Source organism: Sphingobacterium endophyticum (assembly GCF_009733535.1).
GTDB lineage: Bacteria > Bacteroidota > Bacteroidia > Sphingobacteriales > Sphingobacteriaceae > Sphingobacterium > Sphingobacterium endophyticum.
In genome coordinates this window covers 313,545-339,546 of sequence record NZ_SMMI01000004.1, presented here as the reverse complement: position 1 = coordinate 339,546, position 26,002 = coordinate 313,545, and the positions used below count along the sequence as shown (strand labels likewise).

The following is a 26,002-nucleotide window of genomic DNA, read 5'->3' as shown; positions in this document are numbered from 1 at the left end:
TTAAAGTATCTTAGTTTATAAGGCTGTAAAGATAGGTAAACGCCGATTTATAAACTAATTTTTGTTGTCTATGGCAAAAAATGCAGATGCGAAAAGGATAAAGATTTTGGAGGCAGCAAAACGTAGGTTTGCGCATTATGGGTTAGCAAAAACTACCATGGCAGAAATTGCACAGGATCTATCATTTTCCAAAGCACTACTATATTATTACTTCCCGGATAAAAATAGATTATACGCCGCTGTATTTGAGATGGCAGTGGATGAAATCATCAATGAAACCACCGAAAAAATAAGAACCTCAAAGGATGTAACTGAAGCAATGGAGGCCTTTTTAAGCACTCGATTGACAGTAATCAAAGAGAACTTCAATATTTTTGAATTTTCGTATTCCTTGCGAAATGAAATGCCAGTTGATATTGAAGCTGTTTTACCTTCTTTATTTGAAAAAGAAATTCAGCAGGTAAGTTTAATCCTTAAAAAAGGAGTAGAGACCAAAGAATTAGTGGTTGACGACGTAGAATTGACCGCAAAGATCCTTTTAATCTCATTATTGGGAATGCGTATTGGAATCCTTCAAGAATTTAAAAATTTGTTCTTACCGCCTACAAAGGAGGAATTTGATTATATCCTAGGCCTTCAGAAGAAATTATCCCATATATTTATTAATGGATTAAGAGCCTGATCTTTTGTCAAGAATATTCTTGATAATTAGATGTGCATGGATTCTTGAATTCTCGATGAACCATAGGTGCGTATTTAATCCGCCGCAGACAACACCTGCAAGGTATAAATTGTTAACATTTGTTTCCATGGTATCAGGGTTATGAACAGGAATACAAGGGCTCATTGATGGTACTTCAATTCCAATTTTTTCCAAGAATTCAAAGTTCGGCCTATAGCCAGTTAAGGCAAGCACAAAATCATTCTCGACGCTAACATTACCTTTAGGTGTTGAAATCTGTACCTCCCTTTCGCCAATGCTCACAATATTGGATCGATATAGCACTTTTATTTCTCCATTTGCAATGCGATTCTCAATATCGGGTCTTACCCAATACTTTACTCTTGGGCTTACTTCCTTTCCACGGATGATTAATGTTACTTCTGCACCTTTGCGGTAAGTCTCTAATGCAGCGTCGATGGAGGAGTTGCTTGCACCAACAACAATTACCTTCTGATTGGCATAATAGTGTGGGTCATCGTAATAATGGCGTACCTTGGATAATCCTTCTCCCGGAACCCCTAAATACATAGGGATATCATAGAATCCAGTGGCGATTATGACATGAGAAGCTCTATATATAGATTTGTTCGTAGTAACTTGAAATACTTCTTCGATTTTATTTATCGACAATACTTCTTCGAATAGATGTGTTTTTAAATCAAATTTCCTTTCTACACGACGATAATATTCCAATGCTTCGGCTCTTCTTGGTTTAGGATTAGTTGTAACAAAAGGAGTGTCTCCAATTTCCAATCGTTCTGAAGTTGAAAAGAACGTCATATTAATAGGGTAGTTGTATAAGGAATTCGTTAAACAACCTTTCTCTAATATAACGTGACTAAGATTGTTTTTCTTCGCTTCAATTCCACATGCAATCCCAATTGGGCCAGCACCTACAATCAATACATCAATTATATTATCCATTTACCATTTCAATTTGTTGCGGATTGATAGAAGATTCTTTTTCCATCACATCCAAAGTAGATTTGTATAAATCTGAGGAAATTTTATTTAAGAATTGCAATTGCTCTGTAATTAATTTGGATTCCTCGGGATCTAATGTTTCGGGAGTAATTTCAGGAAAATCCGTTACCGGAGTAAAACTTTCAGAATCTTTTAGAGGAATAGCTTCGATAGATTTACTAACGTTTGTCAAAATCTTCTTCAAAAGTGTTAAATGCTCTTTTGTATAGTTGGTTTCCGTAGCTTCAGTTAATTGTGTAAGCAATGTAGCGCCATATGAAGAAAGAATATGATTGAGAATTACAAGCCTATTGACTTCTTTAGTGCTTTTTTGCCTCCATTTTGGTTCCGAGAGCATTCGCTGAAATGTTGAGCCCATGTTGGCTGAAGCAATATAGAGTTCCTTTCTGGCAAGTTTATAACTAGTGACTGTAATTTCCTCCCCAGAAAGAATCCGAACGGCTTGAGCTACATATTTATAATTTGCAATGAGTAATTGCCGGACACTGTTCTTAATTTGAAAACTTTCCCAATTTGGAAAGATAATATAGCTGGATAGAAAGGCAATCATACCCCCTAAAAAGGTATCAAAGATTCTTTCTTTTGCAACTTCAAAAGTGTTCATTCCAGAAAAGCTCAACATAATCAAGACATATGGTGTCATGAACATCACAGCCATAATATAGTTGACGCGGAACAAACTATAGGCAATCAAAAAGAAGAATATTAATATGATGAACCTTGCAATCTCTGAGTGCACGGTCATTAAAATGATGGCACCAATGACACCTCCAATAATCGTCCCAAGAAGCCGCTGAAAATTACGTTCTTTAGTGAGTCCGAATCCAGGTTTAAGGATGACCATAATAGTTAGTAAGACCCAATAACTTCCCATTGTCCCGATATTAAAAAAAGGTAGATTAAGGACAAGGTAAGTTGAAGCCATGACGATTGCCATTCTTAATGCATGCCTGAATATACTAGAATCAAATGATAAGTTATCCTTGAATTTGCGCGGGTCAATATGTTCAGTCTGAATAAATTTGCTAGCTTCTTCGATCTCTTGCTTCTTGATGTTGTTTGGCCTAATTACTGCGTAATTATAAATGTTATGAATGAATACAGTTATGTTTCGGATACTGATTAGAATCTTCTTTAAAGGGATCGTATTCAGGCTTTCTTTTTTCTCTATCTCATCAATTGATTTTAAAATTGCTTCAATATCCGGTTTAAAATCATACAAAGGTTTAGGAGCACGGTTGGCATTTAATTGATAGGCGAGGTGATCTAATTCATTGGCGATTTTAAATAAAAGATGTTTAAAGTCCTTTAGTATACCGGTATGTGCATATTCCTTCCGGATTAACTCATAATCATAATGCGTTGTCATTGCCTGCTCAAACAAATCGACAATATCATTGAAAGTTAATGTTAAATAACGACCAATTTTGGTTGTATCCTTAATAGACCTTTTGCTTTGAAACAGAAGGTCTCTTACATTTTCTTGGTGCTCATGAACTTCAATCTGCTTATCGATTAACTTACTATAGTTGTCGTCAATAGACATTTTGGAATCATAGAAGTTAGCTCTCAACCGAATAAAATCACCAACATGTCTTACTGTTTCTGAAAGTTCCTGCTGTGCCAAGCGATATGGACGTGCCTGAGTAATAGAAAAGCTAATCAGCATATACCATACTGCACCTAAGGTGAAGTAAAATAAAAGCATCAACTCTTCTTGAAAGGACATTACATCATCGACATAGATCAGCATGATCAGAACACCCATGGAGCCAACAGTAGCTGCACGAGCATTAAATACCGCAAACATTGAATAAATGAAACATAAGGAGCCGATTACGATGGACATGATCCAAATGTTTCCATTAGCCAAAAAGGTAATAAATTGGGTAAGGATGCATACGATCAGACAAGCAATCATTCCGGTACGCCTATGGGACGGGGCGCCTGGAGTATCCGACAAGCCCACTAATAAGGCGCCTAGGGAAATATAGGTTCCTAAAAGAAATTTGCCAAATGCCGCACTTACTAAAATAGGCACAATACAGCCTATGGTGATTCGTAAGCCATCTGCAAAGTATTGGCTATAAAAGAAATTGCTTAATTCTTTGGTTTTTTTCATGTTTTGCTCAAACAAAGATACAGAAGCAATAGTTAATTAAATGGTTTAAATGAATGAATTTCGATAAATTTTTAAATAATATCCTTTTTAAATCCCTTCTCAAATTATTAAAATAGCAATGTTATTGTTTAGTTAGTGTAAATAATACAATTACTTGCTTTAAAAGATATTAAAATGATATATTTGTAGGAATACGCTATTCAACTTAAACAAACTAACAAGACAGGATACTTACTATGAGATTAAGCCAAAAGACACTAGCTTTTCAAAACGAAGTCCTCACGAGGTTCGATTTATATAAAAGTTTGTTCTTGACCTTACCTTTTCAAAGGGTTAAACATACAGGTACGATTCTTCCTTTTTTTACAACGCATTGTGAACAGGGAGTGGAAGAACATTTATCACCAGAAGTGATTATTGACAGTTTCTTCGGTCAATATGAGCAATATGTTCAGGAAGAAGACCGCTTGGATCTATTGTTCCGTATCGTTCAATATATTGAACGACAGGTGGTATTATTTGATGCGGTTGAAGATTCTGCATTTAAAGCGGTCGGCAAAAGTGATGAGACAGGTGGCTTAGAGTCCATTTTTAATCAGACACAGACCAACCCCCAACTAAAGAAACAGGTTGTTGAAAGACTTAAGGATATGTCGGTACGATTGGTTTTGACCGCTCACCCAACACAATTCTATCCAGGTCCGGTACTATCGATTATCAATGATTTGATTGATGAACTTAAGAAAAACGATATTCCCAAAATCCACTTATTGCTTCAGCAATTAGGGAAAACTCCTTTTATCAATAAACAAAGTCCTACACCTGTAGACGAAGCCATTAGTCTGGCATGGTTCCTAGAGAACGTTTTCTATAGTGTGGCTTCAGGGATCGAAGCTAAAATTGAGGATGAATTGGAAATCAATCCAAAAGATGTCAATCATTTAATTGAATTGGGATTTTGGCCAGGAGGGGACCGCGACGGGAATCCTAATGTTACCTGGGAAAGCACCAAGAAAGTTGCAACATTGTTGAGAACGATCCTTTTTAGATGCTATTATCGAGATTTTAGAATTGTAAAACGCAGAATTACCTTTCGAGGAGTTGAGAAATACATGGAGGAATTACAAGACCTTTTCTATGAAAACTCATTCAATCCAGTAGAAAAACCTGTGGATTTAACAGACCAAATTCTTGAAAACCTAACAGAGGTAATTAGAGTGTTGAGAGAGAACCATGATGGGCTATTTGTTGAAATCGTGGAAGACTTAAGACGTAAAGTTCAAACATTTGGATGTTATTTCACCACGCTGGATATTCGTCAGGATAGCAGTGCTCTTCGTGATACATTCAATTGGTTGGTTAATACTTACCCTAAGGAAACAGCAATTGATTTTAAGGAAATTGAAGGTTCTGAGGAGGAAAAAGAGAAACATATTCAATTTACAGAAGCTACATTAGATTTACAGGATGGTGTAGATCCCTTGGTAGAAGATACAATCAAAGTCATTCGCTTAATAAGAGAGATTCAAGCTTCGGGAAGTGAGCGGGCAGCACAGCGGTTTATAATCTCAAACTGTCAACAGGCATCAGATATTTTAGGATTGATGCAACTTTTCTTATGGGAAGGCTGGACCAAAAAAGATCTAACGATGGATTTTGTGCCTTTATTCGAAACAGTTGATGATTTAAAGCACGCCGCAGATGTAATGCGAAGTTTATATTCCAATCCAACCTATTCTGCCCATCTTAAGAAAAGAGGAAACAAGCAAACAATTATGTTAGGATTCTCAGATAGTACGAAAGATGGCGGTTACTTGATGGCAAACTGGTCTATTTATAAAGCAAAAATAGAACTGACGGCAATTTCAAGGGAATACGATGTTGACCTTGTGTTTTTCGATGGACGTGGAGGTCCACCGGCACGTGGTGGAGGTAAAACCCAACGTTTCTATGCTTCCATGGGTAAAGAAATTGAAAATAATCATATCCAATTAACGATTCAGGGACAGACAATAAGTAGTCAATATGGATCTTTGGATACTGCAAAATATAATATTGAACAACTCTTGCATGCTGGATTGATTTCAGATCTTCAACAGCGAGTTGGGGATACACTGACAGCAAAGCAAAAGGATGTCATTGATCGTATGGCGGCAGAAAGCCACGAGAAATTCTTGGAACTAAGACATCATCCATTGTTCTTAAAATACCTGGAGACTTTAAGTCCATTAAAGTCGCTGTCGAACATGAATATTTCAAGTAGGCCGGTAAAGAGAAATTCTAACAGAGAATTGCGGTTGGAGGATCTACGAGCCATTAGTTTTGTTACTTCTTGGAGTCAGTTAAAACAAAATATCCCAGGATTTTTTGGGGTTGGAACGGCATTGCAATGGGCAGAGGACAATAACCTTTGGTCCTATGTTAAGAACCTTTATGAAACTTCTGGTATGTTCAATACGGTTATCGACAACTGTATGATGTCCATGACCAAGTCAAATTTTGATATTACTTCATATATGAAGGATGATGTGAGATTTGGAGAGTTCTGGACTATGTTGAAGGATGAATATGACCGCACGAAGAAATTCTTGTTAAAATTGACTGGAATGTCTGAGTTAATGGAAAATTATCCAGTAGAACGTGCATCTATTTTAGAAAGGGAGAAAATAATCCTTCCGCTGCTAATTATTCAACATTATGCTATACGATTGCTTGAAAAGCAGGAAATGGAGGAGACTACAGCAGAAACTTATCGGAAATTGATTGGTCGTACCATCTATGGTGTGGTCAATGCTGGAAGAAATTTAGCTTAGATTGATTTTGAATTAAATAGAAATAGGCATTAATAGGGATATTTTTATATTTTTGTGTGTTTTAAAAATAATAAAGCGATGAAATTAAATACATTATTAGTTGCTGCAGTTCTTGCAAGTACATCTTTATCTTCTTGTGTTTTCAAAACAGCAGATGAAAACCAATTAAAATACACACATACTACATTGGTAGACGGTGATGGGTATGCCTTTTTCAGACAAGTAGGGTCCATCGCACCTTATGAGGTATCCTATGCTCAGCATGTAGCTACAGTTGGTAATGCGCAAGCGAAAGATGCTGCTGCAAAAGCTTCGAAATTCTTTTCTGATATCCTTCCACAAATGGATTCATTAGCAACAAAATATCATGTTGATTTTCCAATCTTGGGTACTGAGAAATTCACTGGACCTGGTGAGGAGAATATTGCTGTAGAACCAAATGCGGCTCCTGTTGTTGTTCAAGACTCTACAATTGCTGATACAGCGGCTCCATTGGTATTGCAACATGCAAAAGTTTACTCTGATGCAGAGTACTTAAGCCATATCCAACATCAAGTTGCATTGGTTAAAGAACAATTCAAAAGACTAAGCCGTAATACAAATAAGGATTTAAGAGATTTTGCTCAAGGTCAAACAGAAACTATCGCTCAGTTGTTTACCGCTGTAGGTGGTAAAGAAGATGCACATGCGCATCACTAAGCAAATATAAATGTCAGAAAACAAAATAGTTACAGGTATATTGTCGTATGGAATGTCCGGGAGGGTATTCCATGCGCCATTTATAGAGGTTAACCCCAACTTTGAATTGAGAGGAATCGTTGAGCGTTCTAAAAAAGCAGCTCATGAGAAATATCCTCAAATAATCAGCTACAACTCGGTGGATGAACTGATTAACGATCCTGAAATTGAATTGGTGATCGTGAATACTCCAAACGATACTCACGTTGAATTTGCACTTCAAGCCTTAAAGGCAGGTAAGCATGTCCTTATCGAAAAACCATTCGCTCCAACCATGGGCGAAGCGAATATGCTTTTTCAGGTAGCAAAGGATATGGGAAAGCAAATTCTACCATTTCATAACCGTAGGTTTGATTCCGATTTCTTGGCACTGAAAAAAATCATCAACCAGAATGAAGTTGGTAGACCTATTGAATTGCATATTCGATTTGATCGATTTAAGCCACAAATTGGTCCCAAAGTGTTTAAGGAGACTAAAGTTCCTGCTGCTGGAGTCTTATTTGATTTAGGGTCCCATCTATTGGATCAAACCATCTCCTTATTTGGTAAACCAAAAGCAATGACCAAAGTACGTGGAGTTTACAGACCGGATTCTAAAGTGGATGACTATGGTTGTATCATTTTGAATTATGCATCCGGATTGAATGTTTATATCACAACGAGTTTATTGGTTGCTAATCCACAGGCAAGTTTTGTCTTACATGGTACTAAGGGTAGTTTTGTGAAAAACAGAACCGATGTGCAAGAAGCTCAGTTGATTGAAGGAATGATGCCAAACAATCCAGCATTTGGAATAGAACCGGAGGGGACCGAAGGAATCTTAACGACATCAGATGAAGATGAGAACCTAGTTTCCAGATTTGTTCAGGCAGAGTTAGGGCACTATATGGGGTTATTTGATGAGGTTTATCAAACTATTCGTGAAGGGAAGCCCTATTTTGTTAGCAGAGATCAGATAATTTGGCAGCTAGAAATACTAGAACCGAATAAATAAATCTTCCATTTAATATAAAGTTTACAATTAGTTAATTTTGAATTTTTAACATTGTTAAACTTTTCAAAATATAATAACGTGAGATATGCCGCTATAGATATCGGATCAAACGCTGTTCGCTTATTGATCGCAGATATTATTGTTAGAGAAAACGAAATCACATTTAACAAAAACACTCTACTGCGCGTTCCCCTTCGCTTGGGAGACGACGCATTTATCCATCATCACATTTCAGAAAGTAAGTTTGAAAGCATGATTAAAACCATGAGTGCTTTTAGGAACCTTATGGATGTCTATAAGGTAACGGACTATATGGCCTGTGCAACCTCGGCGATGCGTGATGCAGATAATGGCCAGGATGTGGTGAAAGCATGTAAAGAAGTTGGTGTTGATATCGATATTATTGATGGATCTGTTGAAGCACAGATTATTTATAATGTGCATGGCCATACAGGTATGGATAAAAATAAGGTTTATCTATATATCGATGTGGGTGGTGGTAGTACAGAGATTTCTTTATTTGCCAATGGAGAGTTGGTTGCATCTCGATCATTTAATTTGGGAACAATCCGTATTTTGGATAATCAAGATAGCCCCGAAACTTGGGATGATATGAAGATTTGGGTGAAAAACATCACAAAAGGCTATAAAAATATTTACGGTATAGGTAGTGGCGGTAATATTAACAAGCTTTCGCGACTTGCCAATGAAAAAGCAGATAAGCCTATTTCTTATGCCAAGTTGAAAGCTTTGTATGTCTATTTGAATTCATATTCATTAAAGGATAGGATCAATGTACTTGAGCTAAAACAAGATAGGGCAGATGTTATTATACCTGCATCTGAAATATTTCTGACCATCATGAAGATAGGTCATCTGAAAAATATTATGGCGCCTAGGATTGGTCTTGCGGATGGAATTATCCAAACCTTGATTAATAACAATCTGAAAAAGGAAAACGGTTAAAAAAACGTTGCAAGAATAAAAATAAAGTTTATTTTTGCGGTGTCTCAGCCCAGGTGGCGAAATTGGTAGACGCACCATCTTGAGGGGGTGGCGCCTGTACAGGTGTGGCAGTTCGAATCTGCTCCTGGGCACCCTGAAAATATCTAAGGTCGAGGATTTCCTCGACCTTTTTTTGTACTCTTCCAACAGTTTAAACTTATCTTTTTATATTTAAAAATCAACCATCGCCAAATTACTTATGAAAAGACGTGGATTTATCGAAGCTATTGCAACTGTTACAGGGCTTTCCCTATCATCAAACTCATGGTCCATTCCGATGCATGTGGAAAATCCGCTTCACCGAAAGGAACCGATTTTTACATATCAATCTTCTATAGCAATAATTGGAGGCGGTTTAGGCGGATTTGCGGCGGCACTTGCAGCTCTTAAACATGGAGAGTCTGTAATTCTCACTGAAGAAACAGATTGGATTGGAGGACAGCTTACGCAGCAAGGTGTTCCTCCCGACGAACATCCTTGGATCGAGACACATGGATCCCCTAAATCCTATCGCCAATTCCGACAAGCCATTCGTCAATTCTATAAGACTTATTATCCTTTAACCGATGAAGCTAATGCCGAGGAATATTTAAATCCAGGAAATGGTGCAGTTTCAAGGCTGTGTCATGAACCTAAGGTAGCATTGAATGTCTTAGAAAGTCTATTGGCTCCTTATATAAGCTCAGGAAGATTGATTCTACTGCTCAATCATAAAGCTATTCAATCCGAGCATTCCAAAGAATTAGTCCAGGAGATTCGAGTTAAAAATCTCGTAACACAGAAAGAATCACTTATTAAGGCAAATTACTTTGTAGACGCTACTGAATTAGGTGATTTGCTTCCATTGACTGGTACGGAATACCGAACTGGAGCAGAATCAAAAATGGAGTTCAATGAATTACATGCTCCAGAAAAGGCCGATCCTTTGGATAATCAAGCTTTCACGGTATGCTTTGCTATGGATTATGTGGAAGGAGAGAATCATACGATACCTAAACCTAGAGATTATGAATTTTGGAAAAATTATATTCCGCAGATAAAACCAGCTTGGCCAGGTCGCTTACTTTCAATTTCATATTCTAATCCGCAAACTTTAGAGCCCAAAACTTTAGGATTCAATCCCACTGGAATAGCAACTGGAGACGTGTTGAACCTCTGGAATTATAGAAGAATCATCCATAAGAAAAATTTTTCCGATGGATTTTTCAAAGGGGATATTACTTTAGTTAACTGGCCCCAAAATGACTATTTATTGGGTAACCTAATTGATGTTTCAAAGGAAGAGTTCGATAGACATGTTGACTCCGCAAAACAGTTGAATCTTTCATTGCTATATTGGCTGCAAACGGAAGCTCTAAATGATAAGGGTGAGAAAGGATGGCCGGGAATTCGATTGAGAAAGGATATTATGGGAACTGAGGATGGCATGGCAAAATATCCATATATTCGTGAATCACGCAGGATAAAAGCAGTATTTACAGTAACTGAAGAGCATGTGGGAAAGGAAAATAGGAAACTTGTGGCCGGATTGGGCGAAGATCCTAATAAAGCGGCTGAATTTGAGGATTCTGTAGGAATAGGCTATTACCACATTGATCTGCACCCGACACAGAAGCATAATTACATAGATTTTCCTTCATTACCTTTTCAGATTCCATTAGGTTCATTGATTCCAATTCAGAAGGATAATCTGATTCCTGCAAATAAAAATATCGGAACTACCCACCTCAGCAACGGCTGTTACCGATTGCATCCCGTTGAATGGGGGATAGGGGAAGCTGTTGGACACCTCCTTCATTTTGCCTTGAAAAAAAATGAAAAGCCAAGGAAAATTCATCAGGAGAAAACTTTACTTAAGGAATTCCAGAATTTCCTAATCAACCAAGCTGTAGAAATTGAATGGAAATAAGGACGTAGAATTAAAAAATAGCAAAGCCTCTGTATCCAAAAAGATCGCAAAGGCTTTTTATATTGATTTATTAATCCTGATTAATTTGAAAATGATTAGAGATTATTTGCTTTAACTGTAATCTCCGCGATATCCAAAACTTTTATTTCTTGTTCCTTTTCTTTGACTTTCACACCATCACGAAGCATTGTCATACAGAATGGGCATGCTGCTGCTACGATACTTGCTTGGCTCTCGATAACATCTTCAATACGTTCAACATTGATGTCTTTATCGCCTTTTTCAGGTTCCTTAAACATTTGCGCTCCACCAGCGCCACAGCATAATCCATTGGATTTACAGCGCTTTAATTCAACTAAATCTGCATCCAATACTTCCAATGCTTTTCTCGGAGCCTCATAGACATCATTTCCACGTCCTAAATAACAGGGATCATGGTAGGTTATTTTCTTTCCTTTGAATTCATGTCCATCCGCTGGTCTGAGTTTCCCTTCGTCTATCAAAGATTGAATTAATTGCGTATGATGGATCACTTCATAATGACCTCCCAATCCAGGGTATTCATTTTTTAATGTATTAAAGCAGTGCGGGCAGGCCGTTACGATTTTTTTTATTTCATAGCCATCTAAAACCTGGATATTCATCATGGCCTGCATTTGGAACAAGAACTCATTTCCTGCCCGTTTTGCCGGATCACCTGTACAGCTTTCCTCAGTTCCTAGAATAGCATATTTTATTCCGACGTGAGCGAGGATCTTACAGATATCCTTCGTTATCCTTTGAGCACGTTCGTCAAAGCTTCCTGCACAACCTACCCAAAACAATAAATCTGGACTTTCGCCTTTTGCCATCAATTCAGCAACTGTAGGTATATGTATTTGATTTTCCATGTTTGTTCTTGTTTATTGATTTGTCCAATTTGCACGGTCAGCTTGTGAGTATTTCCATGGAGCGCCGTTATTCTCCAGGTTTGAAAACATATTATTTATGCTAGAAGGCGCTTGTGATTCTTCCATCACTGCAAATTGTCTCAGACCTATAATAATTTCTAGGGGATTGATATTAACTGGGCATTGCTCTACACATGCATTACAGCTCGTACAAGCCCATATTTCCTCTCTACTGATGTAAGTGTCCAACAATCCCTTTCCATCCTCCACAAAACTTCCATTTTTATCTATGTTCTTGCCAACCTCTTCTAGTCTATCCCTGGTATCCATCATTATTTTTCTTGGCGATAATAACTTACCGGTCATATTCGCCGGACAGGATGAAGTACAACGCCCACATTCGGTACAGGTATAAGCATCCAATAAGTTTTTCCAAGTCAAATCTTGAACGTCTTTTACACCGAATCTGCTTGGCTCTCCAGTAGGGGGAGGTAGACTTGGGTCCAACATCACCTTAACTTCCTCCGTAACTGAAGCCATATTATTAAGTTCTCCTTTAGGCTCAAGTCTTGTAAAATAGGTATTTGGAAATGCTAAAATGATATGCAGATGTTTTGAAATTGGCAAGTAATTTAAGAATGCCAACACCCCCAAAATATGAAACCACCAAGCAAATCTTTCGATTACAATCAAGCTTGAAATAGAATCAGGTAAGATTCCAACTAAATAGGAACTAATTGGGAAAGAGCCTACGGAATGATAGCCCTCTACAGCAGATTGCTGTAGCTTATAGTCAGCCGCATTCATAATTAAAAATGCAGCCATAAGTAGGATTTCTGCAGTTAAAATTAAATTAGCATCAGTTTTGGGCCAATTATTTAATTCGACTTGATTAAGTCGTTTTAATTTTAAAACATTCCTCCTTACGAAAAATATCACACAGCCTAATAATACTAAAAAAGCTAAAATTTCAAATCCAGCAATGAGCACATTATAAAATCCACCCAATACGGACGAAAGAACGCGATGAGATCCAAAAAGACCATCAATAACAATCTCCAACATCTCAATATTGATAATGCAGAATCCTACATAAACAAATAGATGGAGTAGGGCAGGGATAGGCCTTTTGAACATTTTCTTTTGTCCAAATGCCACCAAAAGCATGATTTTTAATCGCTCTCCAGCTCGATCAAAACGGTTTACTGATTGGCCTAATTTTATATTTCTATAGATTTTACTTGCGTTCTTATAGAATAAAACCAAGGCAGCAATGAGTATAATACCAAATATGAGTTGACTTATCATAGTTTAATACTTAGGTAAACAAATATAATTATTCAAATTATACTATGCATGCATAATAAATTATTTAGAAAGATTAAAAATAATTGTCGGGTATCAATTAGGTAAGAAACCCATTAAATCAAGGTAAGTATAATAATTGATACAACAAACAGACTGGTATTGTAAGCCTCATTTTGTAAATTAGCCATCAAGAATCAACCTAAAAAAACATTGAAAAGATCATGGCAAACAATAAGAATACATATGATGTCATCGTAATAGGTTCAGGGATTTCCGGAGGATGGGCTGCAAAAGAGTTTTGTGAAAGAGGATTTAAGACTTTGGTTTTAGAACGAGGTTTTGATGTACAGCATGTAAAGGATTATCCGACAGCGTATATGGATCCATGGCAATTTGATCACCATAATCAAGTTGCATTGAAAATACGGCAAGAGAACCCTATTGCTGCAAAGTGTTACGCATTCAATGAAGATGCCATGCATTTCTTTACTAAAGATAAGGAGCAAGAGTATGTACAGGAGAAACCCTTCGACTGGATAAGAGGATATCATGTTGGAGGCAAATCGCTGCTTTGGGCTCGGCAGGTTCAGCGTTGGAGTGATTATGATTTTGAGGGACCAGCGAGGGATGGCTTCGCTGTCGATTGGCCGATACGTTACGCAGATATTGCTCCCTGGTACAGCCATGTTGAAAAGTTCATTGGTGTTTCAGGTAACAGAGATGGGAATGCAGCAATGCCTGATGGAGAGTTTCTTCCTGCCTTTGACCTGAATGCCGTTGAACAGATGATTCAGAAAAAATTACCTTCAAAATATCCCGATCGACAAGTTATCTCTGGCCGATGTGCCCATATAACTGATCCTCAACCAATACATATTGTGCAAGGTCGTACAAAATGCCAAAATAGGACGATGTGCCAAAGAGGTTGCCCATTCGGTGGCTACTTTAGTTCAAATGCTTCAACATTACCTTGGGCAGCAAAAACCGGAAATTTAACGATAAGACCCAATTCCATTGTTGAATCTATAATCTATGATGATAAATCTCAAAAAGCCAGCGGGGTACGAATTATTGATGCCGAGTCGCAGCAGTCTTCTGAATATTTTGCAAAAGTAATTTTTGTCAATGCTTCAGCAATTGCAAGCAACCAAATATTATTGAATTCAAAATCTACAAGGTTTCCAAATGGATTAGGTAATGACTCAGGCCTTTTAGGTAAATATATTGCTTTTCATAATTATTTAGGTTCTATATCCGCAACGATAGATGGTTTTGAAGATAACTATTACTATGGAAGACGACCAACACAACCAATTATTCCAAATTTCAGGAATGTCCAAAAACAGGAGATGGATTTTATGCGCGGATATGCTTCATTTTTTGGGGCTTATCGCGGTCGTGGAGTAGCATCTGAACAGCAGGTAGGAGGGGCATTTAAAGATAGTCTTTCCGAAGTTGCTGGATGGGGAATAGGAATGATGATGCAGGGGGAAACTATACCTAAGGAAGAAAATCATGTGCGACTAAGTGCAGACCTTAAGGATAAATTCGGAATGGCTCAAGTTATATTTAATGTTGGATATGATGATAATGATCAAAAAAGTATGGAGGATTTTCTAAATCAAGGATCTGAAATGTTGGAATATATCGGAGCTAAGAACATTAGTCAGCATAATAGCAAACAGAACCCAGGCCTTGATATTCATGAAATGGGGGGTGCTAGGATGGGGTTGGACCCTAAAACCTCCATCTTGAACAAATGGAATCAAATCCATAATTGTAAGAATGTTTTTGTTACTGATGGAGCGAGCATGACGTCGACAGGTACTCAGAATCCCTCATTAACTTACATGGCATTAACGGCTAGAGCCGCAAATTTTGCAATGGATGAAATGAAAAAGGGTAACCTTTAATCAGAAACAATAAAAGCATAAAAAAAGGATCAACCCCAATAGTTGATCCTTTTTTTATGCTTTTAACGCTAAGAATTATTTCTTAGGTGCAGCAGCTGGTGCAGCAGTAGCACTAACGCCTAATTTTGCTTTAATGTCTGCAGTTAAATCATCACCACCACCGAAGTAAGGAACTCCACCGTTAGAAATGTCTAATACATACGCATAACCTTTTTCTTTAGCTACAGTATTGATCGCAGTCATTACTTTTTGCTCAATAGGAGCGTATAATTCTTGTTGTTTTTTACCAATTTCTTCTTGTGCAGCTTGTTGAACACCTTGGATACGAGTTTCCATTTCACGCATTTTAGTAGCGATTGTTTGAACTTCTGCATCTACAGTTTCTTTATTAGCCTCGCTGCGGTTTCTCAACTTCTCGTTCGCATTGTTTTGTTCTTTTTGATACTCACTGATCATACCTTGAATTTCCTTTTGCTTTGTATCGCTTAAGGTCTTCATCTGTGTTTCAGCAGCTTTGAACTCATTAGTAGACTGAACAATTTCCGCTGTGTTGATGTGTCCGATTTTTTGTTGTGCGTTGGCAGCACTTCCTGCCATTAAAATTCCAGTTGCTAATACTACACTTTTCAATAAATTTTTCATGCTTTTTTTGTTAGTCTTATATTTTCTGATATAAGGAATTTTTCTTGTTTTTATGTTTAAATAATAAAATTAGTTCGCAATAATAATAAAAAATATTAATTCGCTAAAGAAGGATTAGGTTTCAATCCTAATTTAGTGACAACATCGTTACTTTTGTCTAAGCTTGGATTTGCATAATGAAATGTCGATTCACTCCTTTTATCCATAATGAAATCAAATTGTCCAGCTGATGCTACGTCTTGAATTGCTTTCGTAACTCTTGCCTGAATTGGTTTCATCAAATTTTCACGTTGTTTAAATAAATCTCCTTCCATTCCAAATTTAGAACGTTGGAATTCCTTAACTGCTTTTTCTTTATTTACGATTTCATCTTCACGACGTCTGCGCATATCCGCATTTAAATTACCTTGTTCTTTCTGGTACGCTTGATACATACGTTCAATTTCATCGTATTGTTTGTCAACTTCAGCCTGCCATTGTTTGGATTGATCATCCAACTGTTTCAACGCTGAGTTGTACTCAGGAATATGTTTCATAACATACTCTGAATCTACATATGCTAATTTTTGGGCAAAGGACACTGAGCCCATAAGGGTTAACATCACGATCAATATTGCTATTCTTTTCATCGACATATTATTTTTTTAATTCTATGATAAGACAATCCAATTGTTAAAAAGTTTAATTAGAACCCACCCATATTTTGGATAATACTGAATGTGAAGTTTTGTTTCCAACGATCAGTTGTTAATCCAGGAATAGGATCTAATGCATGACCATAATCAATTCCTAACATTCCGAAGATCGGTAAGAAAATACGTGCACCGACACCCACTGAACGGCGAACTTTGAATGGGTTTACCTCATCAAATTTATTCCATGTATTTCCTGCCTCTGCAAATGCTAATGCAAATACAGTAGCCTGGTCATTTAACATGATAGGATGACGTAATTCTAATTGATATTTAGCATAGATAGGGCTACCAGATTGAATGGCAATTCCTTGTTGGTTGCTTCCTGTAGATGCTGGAATTAATGCTCCATTCGCGTAACCACGCATCGCAATAATTTCAGATCCTTGTAAGAAGTCGAATCCTTGCATACCGTCACCACCTAATTTAAAACGCTCAAATGGTGAAACTGGTGCATTACTGCTGTAATTTCCTAGGTAACCAAACTGTGCCTGTGCTTTTAATACTAATTTACCTGCAATCTTAGTATACCATTGTGAATCAAATTTCCATTTGTGATACTCTGTAAATTTGTATTTCTCATTATCTGGAGCTGTTTCGTAGTTCATTCCATTCCATAATGAATATGGAGGCGTCAATTGAACACTGAACTTAATGTGAGATCCTGAAGTAGGGTAGATCGGTGCATCAATTGAATTTCTACTAATCTCTTGAGTAAAGTTGATGTTGTAAGCCGTACCATCTGAGAATACAAAAATTCCACCGTAATTATCCAAGAAATAGCGTTGATAAGATAATGAACTATTAATCTGGAAATAGTTATCTGGCCATTGCAAACGCTTACCTAATGTTGCAGTAACACCATGCATTTGGATTTTTGGAATACCCTCATAATCCTCATAGCGATTCTCAAGATAGTTATAACGTTGTAATTGTGAGTTCGAAATATAAGCACTCAATCCGAAGTAAATAGGTTTTTTACCACCTAACCATGGCTCTGAGAATGAGAAGCTATACGATTGATAACGCTTTCCTGAAGTCTGTCCACGAATACTTAATTTCTGCCCATCTCCACGAGGAAGTGGTTTCCAAGATTCCTTTTTAAAGAAATTACTTGTGGAGAAGTTGTTAAAGGTTAGTCCTAAAGTACCGATTACTTGACCAGCTCCATAACCTCCTGAAAGCTCAACTTGATCCGATGGTTTTTCTGCAACTGAGAATTCAATGTCAGTAGTTCCATCTTCATAATTAAGGTTCGTTGGCATAGGATTAACTTTCTGCTCGTCAAACATTCCTAACTGAGAAATCTCCCTAACACTTCTTACTAATAATTCACGTGAGTATTTTTGACCTGGTTTAGTATAGATCGAACGTAGTACAACACGATCGTTCGTTACATCATTACCTTTTAAAATAACATTGTTAATCGTATACTGTTTTCCTTCAAACATTTGAATCTCCAAATCAATTGTATCTTGGTGAATACGCTTGATTACTGGTTGAACATTAAATGTTAAGTAACCATCGTTTTGATAAACAGCTGCTATATCATCAGAGTTCCTTGTAGGACCACTTAATTTTGAATTTAGTTTTTCCTCGCTGTAAACATCTCCTCTTTTAATACCTAATAAGATATTTAAGGTCGAATCCTTGAATTTGGAGTTCCCTGACCAGGAAATATTACCTACATAATATTTAGGTCCTTCATAAACTTCCATATCAATGGCCACTTCATTATTGTCATGGCGTCTTACAGTATCAGAAAGGATTTGAGCATCACGGAACCCTTTATCTTGCATCTTCGCAACTAGGTTGGTCTTTGCTTCTTCGTATTTTTCATCTTTGAATTTACCAGGTCCGAATACACGGTACCAAGCTCTTGGACGGACACCTTTCATAAACTTCGTCAACTGTCTGTCTGAGAATTCTTCATTTCCAGTAAAGTTGATGCTGTTTACTTTGATTTTTTTGTTTCTTTCAATATTAACAATCACAATTTCATTGTTAGCTTGAGCTGAATCTGGTTTGGTTGTGATGGTAATATCTGGATATAAGTAGGATTTCTCTCTTAAGAATTTTTCGATAGTAGTTTTTGTCGTTAATAGTAAGTTATCATTAACGATCTTACCAGCATTGGTATTTAATCTTTTGCGGACTTCCTCAGTCTGAGTTTTGCTTAAACCATTGATGTCAACGCGGGTTAATCGAGGTCTTTCAACTACTCTAATTTCTAGGTAAATAGTTTCATCCTCAATTTTTGTAGCATATAATTGTACGTCTTCGAACAAGTTCTGAGCCATCAAATCTTTGATAACATTGGAGGTCTGTTCGCTTGGAACCTCGATGTATTGTCCAACAGATAATTTGGAAATCGTAATTAATACCTCAGAGTCTAAGTATTGTGCTCCAGATACCGTTACTCCACCAATAACATAGTTTTTTGGATCCAAATAACTGATGTCATCTGGGTTGTTCAAATTCAAAGGCCTATTTCCTGTTATCTGAGCCTGCGCGAAATTGCAAATTAAGAAGGTGAGTAAAATAGAAAGTTTAATTATACGCTTCATCTACTTTTTATTATGTCTGCTAAAGTACAGCAAAGTCTTGTTAATTTTTGTTAAAAGAAATATTACGATTTTCTGACACTAAACGAGCCAAAATCAAAATGTTGCAAAAGTAATGATTTCTTATAATTGTTCACTAGTTTTCCCAAATCTTCTTTCTCTATTTTGAAATAAATAAATACATTCAAAAAGAGTCTCTCTAGAAAACTCAGGCCACATCATCGGTAGGAAAAACAACTCTGAATAGGCTATTTGCCATAGCATATAGTTACTTATACGTTCCTCACCGCTTGTTCTAATCAATAAATCCGGGTCTGGAAGGTCATGAGTGTACAAGCTTTTGCTAAACAATTCCTCCGTGATATCGTCAGTTGAAATTTCACCTTTTTTAACTTTTTCAGCAATGGATTTTGTAGCATCCAAGATCTCTTGGCGCGAACCATAGCTCAATGCAAGGGTTAATGTACAACCAGTATTGTCCTTGGTTTGTTCAATAGTGGACTGAAGAGTGCCTTGACAATGCTGTGGTAGGTCAGACATTCTTCCAATACTATTGACACGGATATTGTTTTCTTGAAAGGTTGGTAATTCTTGGTTCAATGAGTTTACGAGAAGTTCCATCAGTGCATCCACTTCAAATTGGGGTCGATTCCAATTCTCCGTTGAAAAGGCATACAGCGTCAAATAGGACAATCCAATCTCCACAGCTGCTTCTAGTGCTTCACGAACTGCTGTAACACCGTTTTTATGGCCAAAGACACGTAACTCGCCTTTCTCCTTTGCCCAACGTCCGTTACCATCCATGATGATCGCGATATGCTTCGGTAAATGGTTTTTATCTATTTTATCTTTAAAACTCATTAGATAATCTGAATTTATTCATTGTATTTTTTTTGACCAGCATTTTATTATTAGGCAATATTATCCTTTCCCATCCTTTTGGGACGAAATTAGAAATTACTGAAAAAATAAATTGCGGATAGTATAAGGTTTTGTTTCTAAGAATCTGAACAAAAGGAAATATTCCTATGTTTTTAAGGATAGGAATGCATATTAATAAATTAAATGAAGAATCCGATTCGCCTCTCATTATGTTTTATGGTCCAAATATTTACAGATTTTCACGTAAAGATACAGGTTTTAAGATAATCCGTAAACAAAAAATATGGATAATAGGAGTTTAGACAATAATCTTAATAATTTCGGACATCGATTCCCCAAAGCAATTTCTCACGCAAAATGCTGAAATATTGGTCGTTTGCTAATCTAATCAAGTTAATATCGAAAGGTGCTTTTGTAATAGTTAAGCTCGTTTTTGTGCTCAATGTTTGACTTTTTGAGTCACAGCTGAGAATGTATTTCTCGGTTCTGCTTTCAATTTCTAAATGCAATTTCATGTTCTCATTTACGACAATTGGTCTAACATTTAGGTTATGAGGTGAAATTGGAGTAATCACAAAATTACCGCTGCCCGGCATAATAATTGGACCACCACAGCTTAATGAATAGGCCGTTGACCCCGTAGGTGTGGCAATAATTAACCCATCTGCCCAATAGGAGTTCAACAATTCATTATCCAGCACAGCATTTACCGTAATCATTGCTGATGAATCAGACCTGAAAACAGTAATATCATTGAGTGCGAAATCCTCTCCTTGCTTGAAAGTCCCATCTGAACTCTCAACTTGTAATAACGCTCGTTTTTGAATCTGATAATTGTTTGCTAGTATCTGATCTAGGGCATCTTCTATATGGTTTTTGGAAATATTAGCCAAAAAACCTAAACGTCCAAAGTTAATACCTGCCAAAGGAATACCAGAATCACGTATAAGAGTAGCTGCTGAAAGCATCGTGCCATCACCCCCTAAACTCAACATAAAAGCAATATCAGTAGGAAGATCCTTATGCGACTTAAACTTTTTAAAAGTAAAGTCTAATTTGCAAAGTCGCTTTAAAAAACTATGAAAATCATGGTGAATGTAAACCTTGACGTTTTTTTCACGGAGATACGTGAATAACTCTATTACATATCCTATAACGGATTGGTTAAATTCTCTACCGTATACTGCTATGGATATCTCTTTCATGCTTATTTTAATGTTTTGCGCAAAGATGAGAAATTCTAAGAATTATATATTCAAATAGTTCATCAAAAGGTTATATCGCTCTTGAATGTCGTTTTGGTCCGAACCGTCATTGAAGGACGCTTTCACCACATAGTCATGTCTCCAAAGAGAAGCCAATACAGAGGATATATTGTTTTTATTGACCTTGATTGTCAATTCAACTTTAGTTGAATTTTCTATTGGTCGAATACCAGTACTTAATATTTTGGTATTCTCAGACTCGATGATGTGTGCAACATGTGTCAAACTGTTATCACGATCTTCCATTTCCAAAACAATGATCGCCCCTTTATCCTGATTAGATATTGTTTGATTTACCGCTTTCAATAAATCCATTTGCGTGATTACTCCCACATATTCTTTTTGTTTATTGACAATAGGCAATAAATCGAATTGATAAGTTTCAAGATATTGAAGCGCATCATAAATATGTTGATAATCGTAAAGATAAATGAAAGGAAAATTTAATTTTAACTCCTTAATTAGGGTATCTTCATCTTCAGAAGACAACAGGTCCTCTTCCGTTATGAGTCCAAGATATTCCTTGCCTTTGACAACGGGCAGCTGATGGAAGTGAAGCTCATTGATTTTATCTAAAGCAAAAGCAACCGTATCGTTCGGACGAACTTCGGAATAAAGCGTAGATATGTTTTCACCGATATACATGGTTCCTTTTTTATTTATTAAACTACAATAAACTAAAAACGTTTAATTTTTGTTTAAATATGCTTTTATCGCTAAGGTAACGAAAATATTAATTTCAGATAAATAAAAGATGTTATTACTCAGGTTAAAACTAATTATGTAATTTTACACAACTTTATAAAGCGTGTCATTGTCTATGGGCTTACAAGAGCAAGAGAAGTTTATTGAAATAAAGGAAGTTATAAGAAAGAAAAGTCCAGGTTTAGCCAAATGGATACCCAAGCCATTAGTGAGTTACTTAGAAAGAACCATCCACGAAGATGAAATAAACTACATCATGACGACTTATCATGATGATATGGGTTTGGATTTCGTAGATTCATTATTGAAAGAACTCAAGGTAAATGTACATTTGGAAGGGGCTGAGAATATTCCTTTAGATGAAAGTGTGATTTTTGCTTCCAACCATCCCCTTGGTGGATTGGATGGCGTTGCATTTATGCAAGCCATTGGAAAATATAGAAGAGATGTGAAATTCTTGGTCAACGATATTTTGATGAATATCCGTAACCTAGAACCTTTATTCGTTCCTGTTAATAAGGTAGGAGGACAAAGCAAATCTGGAATTGCTGCCATAGAAAATGCCTATGCCTCTGATCATGCCTTGCTGGTTTTTCCCGCTGGACTCGTTTCCCGAAAAATAAAAGGAGAAATCGTTGATTTGGAATGGAAAAAAAGCTTTATTAGTAAAGCTAAAAAGTATAAGAAAGATATTGTTCCTGTATATATTGAAGGCAGAAATTCAAATTTCTTTTATAATCTTGCCAGATTAAGAAATAATTTAGGTTTAAAAGCAAATATTGAAATGTTATATTTACCTGATGAGATGTTTGCCCAAAGAGGAAAGGATATTACCATCAGGATAGGAGAGAAGATCCCTTATACCCATTTTGACACGAGTAAAAATGAACGTCAATGGGCAGCTGAAGTAAAAAAAGTCGTTTATGCCATGGCCGATGGTAAAAAATAATTTATGCAAGAAATAATACAACCGGTAGATAGAGATCTAATTAAACAAGAACTTACCAAAGAAGCTTTTGTGCGTTATACTAATAATGGAAACAATGAAGTTTACTTGGTAAATTATCATACCGCACCTCATATCATGCGCGAGATTGGTAGATTAAGGGAGCTAACGTTTAGGGGTGCTGGCGGTGGTACTGGATTGCCATTAGATATCGATGAAAATGATACCTCCGAACATAATTACGACCAATTAATCGCTTGGAATCCTGAAGATGAAGAAATAATTGCTGGTTACCGCGTTATCAAATGCGATGATGCAGCAGCTGAAGATGGTGAACTTCACCTTTCTACCGCCCATTATTTCAACTTTTCTGAAAAATTCAAAAAAGATTTCCTTCCATATACCATTGAGTTAGGTCGTTCATGGGTACAACCTAAATATCAACCTGCAATAGATAATAGAAAAGGTATTTTTTCTTTAGACAATCTTTGGGATGGACTTGGAGCTATCGTTCTTATGAATGCGGATGTAAAATACCTTTTTGGTAAAGTAACCATGTATCCCCAATACAATGAAGTAGCAAGGGATTTATTAATTTATTTTATGAATCACTATTTCCCTGATCCTGATGGGTTAGTTCAACCAGTTGACGATTTATACCTAGGTTATAAGACCGATATCTCGAAATATGAAGGTATATTCGATGGATTAGATTATAAAGAAGGGTATAAAGTATTAAATACAAGAATTAGAGAATTAAATGAAAATATCCCTCCTCTGATCAATACTTATATGAACCTTTCACCAACCATGCGTGTTTTTGGAACTGCCAGAAATAATGAATTTGGAGAAGTAGAGGAAACAGGGATTATGATTACATTGGATGATATTTATCCTGCTAAAAAAGAAAGGCATATGTCTACTTTTGAAAGAGACAGAAATTATGGGGAAAGACCTGTAAAAGCTAGATAATCAAAAAGATAATAAAAGAATAGGCTGTATCAACTCGTTATGATACAGCCTATTCTTTTAATATAAAGCCATTTCCAAATGGGGGATGTTATCTTCTAAATAAACATCACTTTCGACCTTAAATCCTAATTCGGTATAGAACTTCTTAAGGTATTCCTGTGCGCTAATCCTAATGGGAATTCCTGGAAATTCATTCCTTAATGCATTAATTGCGCGATTCATGAGTTCCTGACCATATTGATGCTGCCTAAATCCAGCATGGACTACGACCCTCCCAATAGAACTGCAATTGGGATAAGAAACATTAGGCGGCAATAATCGCGCATAGGCAATACATTCCTTACCTTCCATCGCAAATAGATGCTTGCCTTGTAAATCTTTATTGTCGCATTCGGGATATAAACAATCCTGTTCCAACATAAAGACATTGATCCTTAGTTGTAATATTTTATACAGTTCAAGAGAACTTAATTCTGAAAAAGATTTAATCCTCCATTCCATTTCTGTTTAGCTAAGGAGTGATTTTACAACTTCAGAAATGGTCCTACCGTCAGCTTGACCAGCTAATTTTTGGTTTGCTGCACCCATCACCTTTCCCATGTCTTTAATGGAAGATGCGCCAGTTTCAGCAATGATTCCTTTAACCACATCTTCTATAGCCTCACGGTCGAGTTGTTTCGGTAAAAATTCCTCAATAACTTCCATTTCTTCAATCTCTATGGTGTACAAGTCCTTTCTGTCCTGTTGTTGGTAGATCTCTGCAGATTCTTTGCGCTGTTTAACAAGTTTTTGCAATACCTTGATTTCGCCTTCTTCAGTTAATTGTTCTGCATGGCCTTTCTCTGTATTTGCTAATAAGATTGCTGCTTTAATGGCGCGCAATCCACGTAATCTCACATTGTCTTTAGCGATCATTGCCGCCTTAATATCTTGGTTGATTTTTGCTTCTAATGACATAATCTATTTTTTATTTTCTTATTACTAATGTTCCGTTTGCTTGAGCTGTGGGCATAACTAACAGGTCATTGATGTTAACATGTTTTGGCCTTGAAAGCACAAAAGAAATGATTTCGGCGATATCTTGTCCTGTTAATGGAGTCAATCCTTGGTAAACACTTTTTGCCCTTTCTTTATCGCCGTGGAATCTGACTTCAGAAAACTCCGTTTCAACCATCCCGGGATCAATACTCGTTACTTTAATTCCTTTGGAGAGCAAATCAATACGCATAGCTTTCGTCAAAGCATCGACTGCGTGTTTCGTCGCACAATAAACATTCCCATTCGGATAGACCTCTTTTCCTGCTATGGATCCCAAATTGATGATATGTGGCTGTTCACTTCCTTCCATCATTGGAATTACTTGTTTGCTGACATACAATAGCCCCTTAACATTCGTGTCAATCATCCTGTCCCAATCACCAATTTGACCGTCTTGGATCGAATCAAGTCCTTGGCTTAAACCAGCATTATTAATCAGGATGTCAATCTCTTTCCATTCTTCCGGTAAATTGGATAGGGTTCTTTCTACTTCTTCAGAAATCCGTACATCCAATTTAAAACTATGGGTTTCAATGTTTGGATTTATAGTTTTGATCCTTTGGATTAATTCTTCAAGTTTCTCAACTCTCCTGGCACATAACAAAAAACGATATTTGTTCTCTTTTGCCAATTCCAATGCACAAGCTTCGCCTATACCCGAGCTTGCTCCTGTGATTAAAACTGTCCTCATTTTATATGTTTTTATTTTTCTCAAATCATGCTACATCCTTACAATTTAGAAGTTAGAATTTTAGTAGATGAATTATTTGATATATAGAACAAAGATACAACAATTGCAAAGATTTTTTTGACTTTTCAGTAGACCTTATGAACCTTAAGAACACATGAAGGATGTTAACTGCTTGACTATGAATATAACAGGGAAGATGAGGTAA

The 26,002-nt window shown here is 36.7% G+C and carries 22 protein-coding genes and 1 tRNA gene; 10 read left to right on the top strand and 13 right to left on the bottom strand.

Annotated features, from left to right (window positions below):
- Positions 1-70: 70 nt before the first annotated feature.
- Complete coding sequence (locus E0Y80_RS07275) at positions 71-682, top strand: TetR/AcrR family transcriptional regulator (protein ID WP_156306997.1); 612 nt, start codon at positions 71-73, stop codon at positions 680-682.
- Here E0Y80_RS07275 and E0Y80_RS07270 read toward each other — a convergent pair.
- Positions 671-1,648, bottom strand: coding sequence for a YpdA family putative bacillithiol disulfide reductase (locus E0Y80_RS07270; RefSeq protein ID WP_156306996.1), 978 nt, complete (start codon positions 1,646-1,648; stop codon positions 671-673). The two genes, E0Y80_RS07275 and E0Y80_RS07270, sit on opposite strands and share 12 nt — an antisense overlap.
- Entirely contained in the window at positions 1,641-3,830 is a 2,190-nt protein-coding gene (locus tag E0Y80_RS07265) for an FUSC family protein (protein ID WP_156306995.1), read from the bottom strand. The genes E0Y80_RS07270 and E0Y80_RS07265 overlap by 8 nt, the downstream gene beginning before the upstream one ends.
- A gap of 236 nt (positions 3,831-4,066) precedes the next feature.
- Here E0Y80_RS07265 and E0Y80_RS07260 point away from each other — a divergent pair, with 236 nt between their 5' ends.
- The 6 genes from E0Y80_RS07260 (at position 4,067) to E0Y80_RS07235 (ending at position 11,289) form a co-directional block, all read left to right on the top strand.
- A complete protein-coding gene (locus tag E0Y80_RS07260) occupies positions 4,067-6,643 on the top strand; it encodes a phosphoenolpyruvate carboxylase (RefSeq protein WP_156306994.1) in 2,577 nt (858 codons plus the stop codon).
- A gap of 78 nt (positions 6,644-6,721) precedes the next feature.
- Entirely contained in the window at positions 6,722-7,342 is a 621-nt protein-coding gene (locus tag E0Y80_RS07255) for a hypothetical protein (RefSeq protein WP_156306993.1), read from the top strand.
- Between the two features lie 10 nt (positions 7,343-7,352).
- Positions 7,353-8,375 (top strand): Gfo/Idh/MocA family oxidoreductase, encoded by a 1,023-nt coding sequence (locus E0Y80_RS07250; RefSeq protein ID WP_156306992.1) that lies wholly within the window; start codon positions 7,353-7,355, stop codon positions 8,373-8,375.
- Positions 8,376-8,453: 78 nt separating this feature from the next.
- Entirely contained in the window at positions 8,454-9,341 is an 888-nt protein-coding gene (locus E0Y80_RS07245; protein ID WP_156306991.1) for a Ppx/GppA phosphatase family protein, read from the top strand.
- A 47-nt stretch (positions 9,342-9,388) separates the two neighbouring features.
- A tRNA-Leu gene (locus E0Y80_RS07240) sits at positions 9,389-9,472 on the top strand.
- A gap of 107 nt (positions 9,473-9,579) precedes the next feature.
- Complete coding sequence (locus tag E0Y80_RS07235) at positions 9,580-11,289, top strand: FAD-dependent oxidoreductase (protein ID WP_156306990.1); 1,710 nt, start codon at positions 9,580-9,582, stop codon at positions 11,287-11,289.
- A gap of 95 nt (positions 11,290-11,384) precedes the next feature.
- Here the strand turns inward: E0Y80_RS07235 and E0Y80_RS07230 are convergent, their stop codons facing one another.
- Both E0Y80_RS07230 and E0Y80_RS07225 read right to left on the bottom strand, forming a co-directional pair.
- Entirely contained in the window at positions 11,385-12,179 is a 795-nt protein-coding gene (locus E0Y80_RS07230) for a (Fe-S)-binding protein (RefSeq protein ID WP_156306989.1), read from the bottom strand.
- A gap of 12 nt (positions 12,180-12,191) precedes the next feature.
- A complete protein-coding gene (locus tag E0Y80_RS07225; protein ID WP_156306988.1) occupies positions 12,192-13,487 on the bottom strand; it encodes a 4Fe-4S dicluster domain-containing protein in 1,296 nt (431 codons plus the stop codon).
- Between the two features lie 221 nt (positions 13,488-13,708).
- Between E0Y80_RS07225 and E0Y80_RS07220 the strand changes: the two genes are divergently transcribed.
- Positions 13,709-15,400 (top strand): GMC oxidoreductase, encoded by a 1,692-nt coding sequence (locus tag E0Y80_RS07220; protein ID WP_156306987.1) that lies wholly within the window; start codon positions 13,709-13,711, stop codon positions 15,398-15,400.
- Between the two features lie 75 nt (positions 15,401-15,475).
- Here E0Y80_RS07220 and E0Y80_RS07215 read toward each other — a convergent pair whose 3' ends face one another.
- The 6 genes from E0Y80_RS07215 to E0Y80_RS07190 form a co-directional block, all read right to left on the bottom strand.
- Positions 15,476-16,042 (bottom strand): OmpH/Skp family outer membrane protein, encoded by a 567-nt coding sequence (locus E0Y80_RS07215; RefSeq protein WP_156306986.1) that lies wholly within the window; start codon positions 16,040-16,042, stop codon positions 15,476-15,478.
- A 95-nt stretch (positions 16,043-16,137) separates the two neighbouring features.
- Complete coding sequence (locus E0Y80_RS07210) at positions 16,138-16,671, bottom strand: OmpH/Skp family outer membrane protein (RefSeq protein ID WP_156306985.1); 534 nt, start codon at positions 16,669-16,671, stop codon at positions 16,138-16,140.
- A 56-nt stretch (positions 16,672-16,727) separates the two neighbouring features.
- A complete protein-coding gene (gene bamA, locus E0Y80_RS07205; protein ID WP_156306984.1) occupies positions 16,728-19,301 on the bottom strand; it encodes an outer membrane protein assembly factor BamA in 2,574 nt (857 codons plus the stop codon).
- Between the two features lie 120 nt (positions 19,302-19,421).
- Positions 19,422-20,159 (bottom strand): isoprenyl transferase, encoded by a 738-nt coding sequence (locus E0Y80_RS07200; protein ID WP_156306983.1) that lies wholly within the window; start codon positions 20,157-20,159, stop codon positions 19,422-19,424.
- 332 nt (positions 20,160-20,491) lie between these two features.
- Positions 20,492-21,385: an NAD kinase gene (locus E0Y80_RS07195; RefSeq protein WP_317163535.1), complete on the bottom strand. Its 894-nt coding sequence runs from the start codon at positions 21,383-21,385 to the stop codon at positions 20,492-20,494.
- A 42-nt stretch (positions 21,386-21,427) separates the two neighbouring features.
- Positions 21,428-22,090: a CBS domain-containing protein gene (locus tag E0Y80_RS07190; RefSeq protein WP_156306982.1), complete on the bottom strand. Its 663-nt coding sequence runs from the start codon at positions 22,088-22,090 to the stop codon at positions 21,428-21,430.
- A 175-nt stretch (positions 22,091-22,265) separates the two neighbouring features.
- On the opposite strand from E0Y80_RS07190, the gene E0Y80_RS07185 reads away from it, so the two are divergent.
- The gene (locus tag E0Y80_RS07185) at positions 22,266-23,099 is read left to right on the top strand and encodes a lyso-glycine lipid O-acyltransferase GlsA (RefSeq protein ID WP_156306981.1); all 834 of its coding nucleotides are present in this window, start codon (positions 22,266-22,268) and stop codon (positions 23,097-23,099) included.
- A 3-nt stretch (positions 23,100-23,102) separates the two neighbouring features.
- Positions 23,103-24,068: a glycine N(alpha)-acyltransferase GlsB gene (locus E0Y80_RS07180; RefSeq protein WP_156306980.1), complete on the top strand. Its 966-nt coding sequence runs from the start codon at positions 23,103-23,105 to the stop codon at positions 24,066-24,068.
- Between the two features lie 57 nt (positions 24,069-24,125).
- Here E0Y80_RS07180 and E0Y80_RS07175 read toward each other — a convergent pair whose 3' ends face one another.
- The 3 genes from E0Y80_RS07175 to E0Y80_RS07165 are packed head-to-tail and all read right to left on the bottom strand — an operon-like array spanning position 24,126 to position 25,797.
- Positions 24,126-24,569: a GNAT family N-acetyltransferase gene (locus tag E0Y80_RS07175; RefSeq protein WP_156306979.1), complete on the bottom strand. Its 444-nt coding sequence runs from the start codon at positions 24,567-24,569 to the stop codon at positions 24,126-24,128.
- A 6-nt stretch (positions 24,570-24,575) separates the two neighbouring features.
- A complete protein-coding gene (locus E0Y80_RS07170) occupies positions 24,576-25,025 on the bottom strand; it encodes a GatB/YqeY domain-containing protein (RefSeq protein WP_156306978.1) in 450 nt (149 codons plus the stop codon).
- 10 nt (positions 25,026-25,035) lie between these two features.
- Complete coding sequence (locus tag E0Y80_RS07165; RefSeq protein WP_156306977.1) at positions 25,036-25,797, bottom strand: SDR family NAD(P)-dependent oxidoreductase; 762 nt, start codon at positions 25,795-25,797, stop codon at positions 25,036-25,038.
- Positions 25,798-26,002: the final 205 nt, after the last annotated feature.